Source organism: Atopobacter sp. AH10, from assembly GCF_003664595.1.
GTDB lineage: Bacteria > Bacillota > Bacilli > Lactobacillales > Aerococcaceae > Atopobacter.
The window spans coordinates 1-12,407 of sequence record NZ_QXPZ01000047.1 but is presented as its reverse complement, the minus strand read 5'-3'; the positions used below and the strand labels follow the sequence as shown (position 1 = coordinate 12,407).

At 41.2% G+C, this 12,407-nt stretch carries 10 protein-coding genes and 2 other annotated features; of the genes, 4 read left to right on the top strand and 6 right to left on the bottom strand.

The features are described 5' to 3' along the window. Positions 1-129: 129 nt before the first annotated feature. The 5 genes from D3H64_RS08705 to D3H64_RS08685 form a co-directional block, all read right to left on the bottom strand. Positions 130-1,332, bottom strand: a complete 1,203-nt coding sequence (locus D3H64_RS08705) for a M20 family metallopeptidase (RefSeq protein ID WP_121565852.1) — start codon at positions 1,330-1,332, stop codon at positions 130-132. Between the two features lie 315 nt (positions 1,333-1,647). Then, a complete protein-coding gene (locus D3H64_RS08700; RefSeq protein WP_121565851.1) occupies positions 1,648-2,490 on the bottom strand; it encodes a MetQ/NlpA family ABC transporter substrate-binding protein in 843 nt (280 codons plus the stop codon). A 267-nt stretch (positions 2,491-2,757) separates the two neighbouring features. Beyond that, the gene (locus D3H64_RS08695; RefSeq protein WP_121565850.1) at positions 2,758-3,597 is read right to left on the bottom strand and encodes a MetQ/NlpA family ABC transporter substrate-binding protein; all 840 of its coding nucleotides are present in this window, start codon (positions 3,595-3,597) and stop codon (positions 2,758-2,760) included. 172 nt (positions 3,598-3,769) lie between these two features. After that, positions 3,770-4,450, bottom strand: a complete 681-nt coding sequence (locus D3H64_RS08690; protein ID WP_121565849.1) for a methionine ABC transporter permease — start codon at positions 4,448-4,450, stop codon at positions 3,770-3,772. After that, a complete protein-coding gene (locus D3H64_RS08685; protein ID WP_121565848.1) occupies positions 4,443-5,513 on the bottom strand; it encodes a methionine ABC transporter ATP-binding protein in 1,071 nt (356 codons plus the stop codon). The genes D3H64_RS08690 and D3H64_RS08685 overlap by 8 nt, the downstream gene beginning before the upstream one ends. A gap of 93 nt (positions 5,514-5,606) precedes the next feature. Further along, positions 5,607-5,840, bottom strand: a binding site (T-box leader). Positions 5,841-5,869: 29 nt separating this feature from the next. Then, positions 5,870-6,113 (bottom strand) — a binding site (T-box leader). 587 nt (positions 6,114-6,700) lie between these two features. Between D3H64_RS08685 and D3H64_RS08680 the strand changes: the two genes are divergently transcribed. The 4 genes from D3H64_RS08680 to D3H64_RS08665 are packed head-to-tail and all read left to right on the top strand — an operon-like array spanning position 6,701 to position 9,907. After that, on the top strand, positions 6,701-8,098 hold the full coding sequence (locus D3H64_RS08680) for an oxaloacetate decarboxylase subunit alpha (protein ID WP_121565847.1): 1,398 nt from the start codon (positions 6,701-6,703) through the stop codon (positions 8,096-8,098). Between the two features lie 16 nt (positions 8,099-8,114). After that, the gene (locus D3H64_RS08675; RefSeq protein WP_121565846.1) at positions 8,115-8,405 is read left to right on the top strand and encodes an OadG family protein; all 291 of its coding nucleotides are present in this window, start codon (positions 8,115-8,117) and stop codon (positions 8,403-8,405) included. Between the two features lie 14 nt (positions 8,406-8,419). After that, positions 8,420-8,767: a DUF2118 domain-containing protein gene (locus D3H64_RS08670; protein WP_121565845.1), complete on the top strand. Its 348-nt coding sequence runs from the start codon at positions 8,420-8,422 to the stop codon at positions 8,765-8,767. A 9-nt stretch (positions 8,768-8,776) separates the two neighbouring features. Next, positions 8,777-9,907: a sodium ion-translocating decarboxylase subunit beta gene (locus tag D3H64_RS08665; protein WP_121565844.1), complete on the top strand. Its 1,131-nt coding sequence runs from the start codon at positions 8,777-8,779 to the stop codon at positions 9,905-9,907. A gap of 190 nt (positions 9,908-10,097) precedes the next feature. Here D3H64_RS08665 and brnQ read toward each other — a convergent pair whose 3' ends face one another. Continuing rightward, complete coding sequence (gene brnQ, locus D3H64_RS08660; protein WP_121565843.1) at positions 10,098-11,456, bottom strand: branched-chain amino acid transport system II carrier protein; 1,359 nt, start codon at positions 11,454-11,456, stop codon at positions 10,098-10,100. Between the last annotated feature and the right edge of the window lie 951 nt (positions 11,457-12,407).

Sequence of the window (12,407 nt, the reverse complement as noted above, 5' to 3'; positions counted from 1 at the left end):
ACGATTATATAAATGAGCTTGTGAAAAATTAAATGGTGGACAAATTTTGGGGGAATTTAGGTTGTTAAGTGTCACAGTTTGGGATTAAGGAAAGAAGCCCTTATTTCTTAGCCGGAAAGTCCGAATAGTTTAGTTGCCCTTTTTCAAGCTTTCTTTGTGATCAGCTTTGATACGAGCTAACAAGTCGGGGTCTTCTAATAGATCAAGAGCCGTTAGTGCCAAAAGCTTAGCAGCATAACCGATAGAATCAAGTCCTTTTTGACTTCTAGCAGCCGCCTTGAATTCTTCAGAGTGAGCAGGGATAGGGTCGTCTGAAATAGAAATGGTGGGTTGAATAGTCGGGATAACTTGGCTCACGTTACCCACATCAGAAGAACCTAATTTGAAACGTTCAGGGTCTTTTCGGATATCTTTTTTGGGGATACCTACTTTGTCAAAATGGGAAGAGAAGACCTGATCAAAAGTTGGAGTAACGATGATATCGTCAACAGCGTTTTGGAAAAGGCCGAATTCATGAGTCGTTCCTGTAGAAAGGGCAGCACCTTTGACGACATTTTCCACACGTTGATAGACTTCATTTAAGGTCGAACGGTTTTTAGCCCGTAGATAAAAACGGGCAGAAGTATAATCTGGGATCACATTAGCTGCCTTTCCGCCATTGGTGATGATGCCATGGATGTTGACATCTTTTGGCAAATAAAGTCGAAGAGCGTTGATGCCATTAAAGGCGAGGATTAAGGCATCTAAAGCACTCTTGCCTAATTCTGGAGCTGCAGCAGCATGACTAGAGACGCCGTGGAAGACGATATCAACAGGATCATTAGCTAGGCCGGTAGCTGTTTCCCCATATTCGTAACCAGGGTGGGCGCAAAGAGCAGCATCGACATCCTTAAAGTAGCCATGACGGACAAAGCTGGCTTTAGAAGATCCATTAGGACCTCCTTCTTCACCGGGAGTGCCATAAACACGAATTTCTCCACCGATTTGGTCGATGACTTCTTTCAAGGCAACAGCAGCTAAAAGAGAGTAATTGCCGAGTAGATTGTGTCCACAGGCGTGACCGATAGAAGGGAGGGCATCGTATTCTGCGAGAAAGGCTAGTGTTGGACCTGGTTTTTCAGATATATAACGGGCATCAAAGGCGGTTTCATGTCCAGGGACTTGTCTAGTGAGTGTGAAGCCTTGACTTTCTAATTGATCAGCTAGGATTTTGCTTGACCGGTATTCTTGATTGCATGTTTCGGGATGGTCGTGAAGGTCTTTGGCAATTTCTTGATAGATGGGTAAGTGTTGGTCGATGTATTGGATGATTGTTTCTTGATAGTTCGTCATGGTGAGTCCTCCTTTAAAAATAATGTGGGGATGGGTGAAAAAAATCGATGACTTGTCTTAGTACTCGTCTAAACGGACGGGTAAGGAAGTTGCTGCTAGGGTGAGTTCTTGTTAGCTCCTAGTGATGGATTTTCGCCATAGGGTGGGCAAAGAGAGTGAAGAAAAAGCCCCCTCCTAGCCCTATAGAAATAACTAGTTGGGAGCCTATCCTTACTTTGAGTCTTAGTTAAATAAGTAGACTGGTAAGCTTTAAAGCCAAGGAAGTTAATGGGACTTTACTTTAACTCTTATCTATATAAGTAGACTGGTAAGGGGTTATTTACGGCCGTATTTTTCCCAAGAAGGAATACTAGAGCCCTTAGAGGTTTTGGTGATGTCTGTAGCAGTTTCTTTAGTTTGGTAGTAATCAACGATCTTATTATAGATCTTGTTCTTAGCGTCTTTTTTACGAGCGACGATAATGTTAACGTAAGGTTTTGACTTATCGTTGACTGGTTCTAAGAAAATAGCGTCTTTGGTTGGTGTAAGGCCTGAGTCGACAGCAACCCCAGAATTGATCAAAGCAATATCCACATCTTCTAGAGAACGAGCGGTTTGACTAGCGTCGAGTTCTTTAATTTTAAGATGCTTTTTGTTGTCTGTAATATCTTTAACAGTAGGGGTTAAACCGGCTTTTTTATCAATCGTTAAAAGACCTGCTGTTTGCAATAAAAGTAAGGCACGACCGCCATTGGTGACGTCGTTAGGGATAGAAACGCTGGCACCGTCTTTTAATTCTTTAACGTTTTTGATTTTCTTAGAATAAATCCCTAGTGGAGCAACGCTAGTGTTCCCGATAGAAACCAAGTCTGTCCCATGTTCTTTGTTGAAGTTATCGAGGAAAAATTGGTGTTGGAAAGAGTTAAGGTCGATAGAACCTTCTGCTAAGGCTTGGTTGGGTTGGTTATAGTCACTGAATTTCACGAATTTTAGAGTGAATTTTTCTCCTGCAGCGTCTATACGTTTTTTAACACCGTCCCAAACGTCTGTGTCAGCGCCGACTACCCCGATTTTAACCACTTGTTTTTTTGCACTAGCGTCAATGGCACTATGATTACCTGTAAAAAGCAAGCCGACTAAGGCTAGACTAGCTAAACTGAACCAAAATTTTTTCTTCATAAGGGATTCCTTCTTTCTTGTTATATAATGTATATTACTTGCGGATATATCCGGCAAAAATTGGGTAAAAGAAAGACTTGCTCAGCTTAAAAATAGCAAAGTGAAGCAAGTCTCTTATACAAATGTTCGATTAAAGCCTGTTAGGATAAGCTTTTTAAATGGAGGAGGGAGAGGCTATGCTTTGACGACCTTCCTCCATTCAAACTAAAAGCTTATGGGTCGAAGTGATCAAATGGAAGCTTAAGCCTCCTAAAGGATCAGCTCCTATTATTTCTTTTCTTTCCAGGCTGGTTCTTGAGCGCCCTTCATGATTTTCTTGATGGCGTCTTCAGTTTCTTTTGTTTGGTAGTATTTAACGATAGTTTTGTAGACTTTGTTGTCTTTGTCTTTCTTACGTGCAGCAATGATATTGATGTATGGTTTAGAGTTTTCGTCAACTGTTTCACGGAAGAGGTTGTCTTTAACAGGGTTGATACCAGCGTCGATAGCGATGTCGGAGTTAATCCCTGCAAGAGCTACATCGTCAAGCGAACGAGGCACTTGAGCAGCGTCTAATTCAACGAATTGTAAGTCAAGTTTGTTTTCAGTGATGTCTGAAGTGGTAGGGAAGATACCCTTCTTAGGATCTACTTTGATTAAACCTTGTTTTTCTAAGAGACGGAGGGCACGACCGCCGTTGGTTACATCGTTAGGAATAGCGATTTTGTCGCCTTTCTTCAATTCTTTCACATCTTTGATTTTGTGAGAGTAGAAGCCGAATGGTTCGATGATTGTGTTCCCGATAGAAACGATATCTGTCTTATGTTCTTTGTTAAAGTTTTCCAAGAAGATATTGTGTTGGAAAGCATTGAGGTCAATAGAACCTTCGTTTAAAGCGGTGTTAGGTTGGTTGTAATCTTGGAATTTCACATATTGGATTTTGATAGGTTCGTTCTTTTCGATCCGTTCTTTAACAGTATCCCACACATCAGTGTTAGCTCCCATGATACCGAGCTTAACGGTGGTCACTTTTTCACCGGATTTGCTTGAATTGGAAGCTCCCCCACAAGCTGTTAAGAAAGTTGCTGCAAGTGATAAGCATGCGATTGCTTTTAACCATTTTTTCATAAATAAATTCCTCCTAATTGTTAAGAATAATTGGTTAACGAAATGAAATGTGGAGTGAAACGGAATAAGATTCACCCCGAATGTAGAGTGAAATGGGATAAGATTCACCCAAAATGTAGAGTGAAAGCAGATAAGATTCACCCCGAATGGCAGGACGACACTAGTTAAAGGACTAATGTCGAAGACGTTTGATCAAGAAATTGCTAACAGCCTGACTAGCAAAGACTAAAACCAAGATTAAGATAGTGGCGACAAAGGTCACGTCTCCTTGGAATCGGTTGTGACCTCTAGTAATAGCTAAGTCCCCAAGGCCACCTGCTCCGACAGCCCCAGCCATGGCAGTTAAACCAATCACGTTAATGATGGTTAATGCGGCGGCACGGATGATACCAGCTAAGCCTTCTTTCAAGTAGACTCGGAAGATGATTTCGATAGGGCGTAAACCCATTGCTTGAGCGGCTTCTATCACACCTGGATCCACTTCAAGTAAGGCGTTTTCTATCTGACGAGCGAAGAAAGGAACGACAGTAGCGACCATTGGGACAAGGGCTGCAGTGGCTCCTATTGTCATGCCGACGATTAATTTAGTGACTTTGGCTAAGATAGCCAACATGATAATGAAAGGAATAGCTCGACTGATATTAATGAATTTGTCTAAGATACTATAGAAAGTAGGGCAAGCGAGGATGCCATCTTTTCGAGTGACGAGAAGAATAACGCCCACAAGAATGCCGATTGCAAAGCTTAAAATGGATGTCATAAGGGTCATGTAGATGGTGTCCCAAGTGGCTTGGATAAATTCATCTGGGATTTCCATAACATTCGGGAAATATGTTTCTAAGAAGCTATGCATGTGCCGCACCTCCTAGAGTGTTTTTATCATTGATTTTTTTGATGTGGCGAACTTCGACGTTTCTTTCTTTCAGGTAAGCATATGCTTCTTGGCGTTTGTCAATTGGACCAGACATGGTGACAAGTAAGCTACCGATTGGCACGTTTTGAATAATATCAATATTACCAAAGAGTATATTGGTTTCTACACCAAAACGTTTATGAATTTCGGTGATCAGTGGTTGGTCGGTAGAATTGCCCACATAAGATAATTCAGTTAGCCATTCTTTATCTGGATTGAGCTCGATCATTGGCGAATTTAAGATTGTATCCAAAGCTTGGTCTAGATGGGTAGCTGTACGAATGAAATCTTGGGTTAGTTCTTCTTTTGGCTTGCTGAAAATATCGACGCAATGACCAGATTCAATGATATGTCCATTTTCCATCACAGCGACCTTGTTGCAAATTTCTTTTACTACCTGCATTTCGTGAGTGATTAGGACAATGGTGAGGCCTAGTTCTTGGTTCAACTTTTTGAGAAGAGCCAAAATTTGAAGGGTTGTTTTAGGATCGAGGGCGCTAGTGGCTTCGTCGCATAAAAGGATCTTTGGATCATTGGCTAAGGCTCTGGCAATAGCAACCCTTTGTTTTTGACCACCAGATAATTGACTAGGATAGCTGTCTGCTTTATCTGCTAGGCCGACTAGTTTAAGAAGCTTAGCGACCTTATTGGCTTTTTCCTCTTTGCTTAATTTAGCGTACTTGATAGGGAAAAGAACGTTTTCGGCGATGGTCAGACTGTTCATTAAGTTGAAATGCTGAAAAATCATGCCAATGGATTTTCTCTCTTCTCTTAAGTCGCTAGGACTAAGTTTTGTAATATCTTTGCCGTCAACGATGACTTTCCCTTTTGTAGGAACTTGGAGAAGGTTGATGACTCTTACGAGTGTTGATTTACCTGCTCCGGAATAACCGACGATACCATAGACGTCTCCTGCGTCTACGTTGAGGTTCACTTGCTTGACTGCGTGTACTTCCTGTCCCTTTTGAGAAAAGGTAACGGAAATATCTTCAAGGTGAATCATGTTCTTCTTCCTTTCTTTTTATTGTTCTTTAGTTTGGGTGATGTAAAAGGATGATGGTAGAAAAAATCCCTCAAAGATGATTCGAAAATTATCTTTGAGGGCGCTCTGGCGCGGTACCACCTCAATACGATCGACAGTCGCCTATCGATCCTTACGAGTCTGTGACTCTAACTGTTAACGCCAGCAACGTTACCGCCTCACTAGTCATGGACTAGCTTTTAGTAAAGCGTTCATGAGCCATTTTCCAACCCTATTTTTACTTGTTCTCACCATCTCAAGCTCTCTTTGAAAAAGGAAGGGGTGTACTTACTCAGTCCTTACGCTATAAAAAAAGTCCTTCTACTGATCATAATCAGTAAAAGGACGAATCATCGTGTTACCACCTTTTGTTCGGAAGTTATCTAACTTCCCTCAGCCCGACTGCAGGTCATATTGCCCGCCCATCGGTGTTCGTTATAACGGTTGAACTCACCGAGATCGCCTACCTATCGACGATCAAACTCTCAAGAGCCATCTTCATCTCGCTTGCCTTGACCCGTTCCACCAAACCGAGCCTCTCTATAAAGGTGCCAAAATTACTCTCTCTATCACTGAGTTATTTTACGTGATTATTAATTTACATCATATTTTATCTTCTGTCAAGTTAATGCACGCAAAAAACACCCATTTTTATGATAAAGGCAGAAAAACACGGTAGAATAGGGACATAATGATGAAAGAGAAAGGGATCATTAGCGCTTATAAAGAAGAAAAACTTTAGACGCAAAGGTTAATTGCAACTCCATGCTCATGGGGTAACTTAACATGCTTTTGCTTCTTCAGGACGGGTTTTTATAACTTGGCTTGTGAAAAGTTGATCTTCCTTAGAATCAGGGATGGATCTTTGAGAACTTCGCTTTAAAACTAGGGAAGAGTATGGGCTGCTAATCATCTTTGTCCTCTCTCTATAAAGGAGTTAAACTCTGGCAGATGACGATCTGCTAACGGTTTAGACATAGGGGGATAGGGGGCTATTTAGCGAAGGCTATATAACTCTTTCATCGGATGGGCTTTTAGCTTATTCAAGAGAGCTGTTTTAACGAACTAAAGTTTAGAGTGGTGACTAGCTTTGGATAGTTGGACAGTTGTTGAAAATAAGTCTATAAGTCAAACGGCAAGACAAAAGACGAGAAAGGAACAGAAGACATATGGGGAAACATATTGCGGTCAGTGAGACCGTTTTGCGTGATGCACATCAAAGTTTGATGGCCACTCGGATGCCTTATGCTGATATGGCAGACATTTTGAAAACGATGGACGAAGCGGGCTACTATTCTCTTGAATGTTGGGGTGGAGCGACCTTCGATGCCTGCATTCGCTTTTTAAATGAAAATCCTTGGGAACGTTTGAGAAAAATTAAATCTCAAGTCAAGAACACCAAGTTGCAAATGCTCTTACGTGGGCAAAATTTACTAGGTTACCGCCATTATGCCGATGATGTGGTAGAACGTTTTATTGCTTTATCTGCTGAAAATGGGATTGACGTCTTTCGGATTTTCGATGCGCTAAATGATGTGCGTAACTTGAAAACGGCTTTAAAAGCTGTGAAGAAGACCGGTAAAGAAGCGCAATTGGCTATTTGCTATACGGTCAGTGACGTGCATACAGTGGAATATTATGCAGAATTGGCAAAAACTATGGAAGAAATGGGAGCAGATTCGATCTGTGTGAAAGATATGGCAGGGATCTTGACCCCAGAAGTTGGGAAGAAATTGGTAAGTCGTTTGAAAGAAACTGTTTCTGTACCTATAGTTGTTCATACACATGCCACAAGTGGGATTAGTTATTTGACCTATCAGGCAGTTATTGCAGCTGGGGCAGACCGGATTGAGACGGCTATTTCGCCTCTAAGTGAAGGGACTAGTCAACCATGTACAGAAGCTTTAGCTATTGTTTTAGATGAAGCGGGCTTTGATACAGGGCTGAACTTGACTTTGCTAGAAAAAATTGGGGATCATTTCCGCGAATGTAAAGACCACTATATTGCACAAGGCCTCTTGGATCCTAAAATGTTGACTCCTGATCCACGTGCTTTGATTTATCAAGTGCCGGGCGGAATGTTGTCTAATATGTACTCTCAATTGAAACAAGCAGGAGCGACAGATCGTTATGATGAAGTGCTAAAAGAAGTGCCTCGTGTGCGTAAAGATCTTGGCTTCCCTCCACTAGTGACCCCTTTGAGTCAGATGGTGGGGACACAAGCAGCGATGAATGTCTTGAGTGGCGTGCGGTATAAGATGGTGCCAAACGAAATCAAAGACTATCTCAAGGGGAAATATGGGAAGACCCCAGTGCCTGTTGATGAAGATTTCCGTCGTAGCATTATTGGGGATGAAGAAGTTATTGTAGACCGCCCTGCAGATCATTTGGCAGCAGAATGGGAACATTTGAAAGCTGAAATTGGCGACTTGGCTCAAAATGATGAAGACGTGCTGATTTATGCACTCTTCCCGCAAGTTGGGCGAAACTACTTGGCCAAACGTCATTCTGTAGAAGAAACTTCTGCTGATGAGCAAGAAGTGGTTCGAGTAAATGGTTACTACTAAAGGAGAATAAGCGAATATGATAGAGGCATTTCAATTAACCGTTGTGGCTATGGTAGTCGTTTTTCTTGCCTTAGTTGGGATTATGTTCATGATGGAGCTGACGCACATCTTGATCAGTCGGACAGTGAAAACAACTAAGGCCGAAGTTCAAACGACTTCAGCAAGCAGTTCTACTGCAAGTGTTGGACAAACTGTTGATTTTGGAAAAGATGAATTAGCTCGTGTAGCGGCTTTAACGGCTTTAAGTCAAGCGAGTGAAGACCATAGCGATCGCCATTTTGTCATTGACAGTATTATCAAGAAATAGTGAGGAGACGAATAATGAAAAAGTATGAAGTAACAGTTAACGGTCAAAGCTATCAAGTAACCCTACGTGAGCTAACGGAAGAAGAGGCAAAGGATTTTGCAGCTGCTCCAGCAACAGAAAGTAAAGCAGCCCCTAAAAGCGTTGAGGGCAAGGGGACTAATGTAGAAGCACCAATGGCAGGTACTGTATTGTCTATTTCTGTTAAAGTGGGCGACTCCGTTAAAAAAGGTCAAACCTTGTTGATGCTTGAAGCGATGAAAATGGAAAACGAAATTGTTGCTCCAGAAGATGGCGTTGTCAGTGCTATCCACGTGAGTGCCAACCAAGCAGTAGAATCTAACCAAGTTCTTGTCAGCCTATAGGAGGGACCTATGTTAGAAAATTTAATGCAAATGGTGATGGAGTCAGGCTGGGCTCATATGACCTTGAATAACTTGTTCATGATTGGTCTAGCCCTTGTCTTCCTCTATCTTGGGATTAAGAAACAATACGAACCTTATTTGATGGTGCCCATTGCTTTTGGTATCCTTTTGGTTAACCTGCCATTAGCTGGCTTGATGGCTAAACCAGAAGGGGGAAATCCTGGGGGGCTCTTGTACTATCTCTACCAAGGGACAAACTTAGGGATCTATCCTCCACTTATTTTCCTTTGCTTGGGGGCATCGACTGACTTTGGCCCTTTGATTGCTAATCCAAAGACTATTCTCTTAGGTGGGGCAGCTCAATTTGGGATCTTCGGCGCCTACTTCTTGGCTATCCTTTTGGGACTAAACCCGCAAGAAGCTGGTTCTGTAGGGATCATTGGTGGTGCTGACGGACCAACAGCCATCTTTACCACGACTCGGTTGGCGCCACACTTGTTATCAGCGATTGCCTTGGCAGCTTATTCTTATATGGCTTTAGTACCTATTATCCAACCGCCGATCATTCGCTTCTTGACAACTGAAAAAGAACGCCAAATTGTGATGACTCAACAACGTCCAGTTTCGCAAACAGAAAAAATCATCTTCCCTATTATGACTGTTATCTTTGTTAGTTTATTGGTACCAAGTGCCACAACATTGATTGGTTGCTTGATGCTAGGGAACTTAATTCGTGAAATTAAGATCGTACCGAACTTGACAGAAGCCTTGCAAAAACCAATGATGTATACGATCACGATCATTCTTGGGATAACTGTTGGGGCAAAAGCAAATGGCGACTTATTCTTGTCTCCGATCACCTTGAAAATCACTATTTTAGGATTGATCGCCTTCTCTATTGGGACGGCTGCAGGTGTCTTGATGGGGAAATTAATGTGCAAACTTTCTGGTGGAAAGATCAACCCGATGATTGGTGCTGCTGGGGTATCTGCTGTACCAATGGCTGCCCGTGTGGTTCAAAAAGAAGGTCAACGCTATAACCCAAACAACTACCTCTTGATGCATGCCATGGGGCCTAATGTGGCTGGGGTAATTGGATCTGCTGTTGCTGCAGGTGTCTTGCTAGCCTTCTTAGGTTAAATTTCCAAGCTAGTTTATCTAGGGTGGAAATATTTTCCCTTTAACAGGAATTTTGAATAATAGATAAGAAAATACACCGGTTGAGACGAACTTATAGACAGTTAAAGTTCTAAAGTTTGTCAGCGACTGGTGTGTTTTTTGTTATGGAGGAGAAAGGAAAAAGACTGGAAGAATACCAGTCTAATAGAAATTAATATCTTGAAATACGTTGCTTAGTCCCAATATAGTAAGCTGAAGCTAGAACAGCACCTAATAAAGACGGAAGGATCCATCCCATACCAGACTCGCTAAAAGGTAGATAACGTTCATAAATAGAAAGAAAAGCTTGAACTGGGACTGTCGTTTTAATGTAAGTAGGTGTAGCTCTTAAAAAATCTCCAATACTAGCGAGGAGAGTAAACATAAGAGTAATTTGGTAAACACGAGCAGAATTGTTGAAAAGTGGGGAAGCTATAGCTAAGAGAATCAAAACGATCGTTAATGGATAGAGGAACATCAAGACAGGGATACTGAACTTGATGATACGATCTAAACCAGCATTGGCTAAAGCAAAAGAGGAAATAGTGACTAGGCTAGCATATTGCTTGTAGGACATGGTATTAGGGAACATTTCAACGAAAGTTTCAGAAATGGCAGTGATTAAACCAATGCCGGTCTTTAAGCAAGCTAAGCTAACCATCGTAAAGAGGAAAATGGAGCCTATGACGCCAAAATAATGGCTGGCTAGAGCATTAAAAATTTGGCCACCGTTACTGGTTTCAGGGAAAATGTTGGTGGTTGTTGCGCCGAGGTAAGCTAAAGCAATATAAATAAGGCTCATAAAGATGGTACAAATAACTCCAGATTTAATCACTTCTTTAGCAATTAACTTAGGCTCAGTCACGCCCTTACTTTTAACGGAGTTGATAATAATAATGCCAAAAGCCAAGGAGGCTAAAGCATCCATAGTATTATAACCCGATAATAAGCCTAAGAAGAAAGCGTGTTCTTCGTATCCTGCTGATGGGTGAGAGAGTTGAATGTTACCGACAGGATTTATAATAGAAACGAAAATAAGAACACCGAGGAACAGGAGAAAGGCGGGAGTAAGAATTGTACCAACGACGGTTAAAATTTTTGCCGGACGTAAAGCGAAGTAGAGGGCTAGAGCATAAAATAAGAAGGAAAAAGCCAAAAGCCAAGGTGCGCTGTGATCTTTAGGTAGAAAATGACTAGTTCCTACTTCAAAAGCTACCGTACTTAAACGTGGAATGGCAAATAAGGGGCCTATAGTGAGATATAAGAGGAAAGTGTAGAAATAACTAAATGAGGAATGGACAGAAGCGGTCAAATCGAAGACACTTTTAGATTGGGTCATTCCCATTGCTGCAACTCCTAAAAGTGGGAGGCCGACTGCTGTGACAAGGAGGCCAAGGGAGGCTTCAGGCATGGAAGAACCTGCACTTTTTCCAAGAAAGATAGGGAAAATTAAATTACCTGCTCCGAAAAGCAGACCGAAAAGCATTACCCCGATCGCTAGACTGTCTTTTCTATTTAATGTATTGGGCATTTCAAAACTCCTTTGATGATATTGATGAAGAATGTTAATTTACTGATAAAAACGATTAGACGGTAACTAGCACCCGATAGGCTTATTTGTTAGATGAAAAAACTAGATATAAATAGGAAGTTTTTGACCTTATACTAACAAAAAAGTCTGGGTAACTAACCGTTCTCTCATGAACAGACTATATTTTAACGAATTCTCTAGAGACTTACAACTTAATCTCTCCTTTATTTTGCTTTTGCGGAAGAGAGTCAGGTATTTGGGGATTTGATATTCTTTGAAAGCTTTGTCTAAGGGGGGAACTGAAGAGAGACAGGCGTGTGGGGATTTGATTCTAGAACCCACCCCCTCAACCGTTACATTAAAAGAGAGCAAGGTATTTGGGGATTTGATAGTGAAATTCTTAAGAGAAGAAATGAAGCTTTGGAAAGAGGAGGTTAATAGCTAAAAGAAGGGATTTGTTAGTATAGAAGCTAAATCCTTCCAAGATTTGTCCACCATTTAATTTTTCACAAGCTCATTTATATAATCGTTGATGTCAATGTTGGATAATTAAAGGATATCCTTTAGAAAAGAGGAAGGAATTTTTACAGACTCCCATTGGATAGGCTGGCGATGAGGCTTAAAAGCAGAGGTTAAATAGGGGAATTTAGTTTTTTAAGTAAAAGTTTAGAGATAGATAAATGGCTATAAATAGGGAAATTTACGAGCTCTTCTGCAAAAATATCAAAAAAATTGAAATTCTTTCTTGACAGGAATAAATTGAAATGGTAAATTATTATTCGTCTTCAAAAAGCCCTGAGCTCTTTGAAGAATAGAGAAATAAAAAATAAAAATTTCTCTTGACATTCAAAAACGAATGCGATATTATGTAATAGTTGTCGCTTCTAAAAGACGACAACGGTTGACCTTTGACAATTGAACAAAAAGACGCACCAAAATGTGTAGGGGATG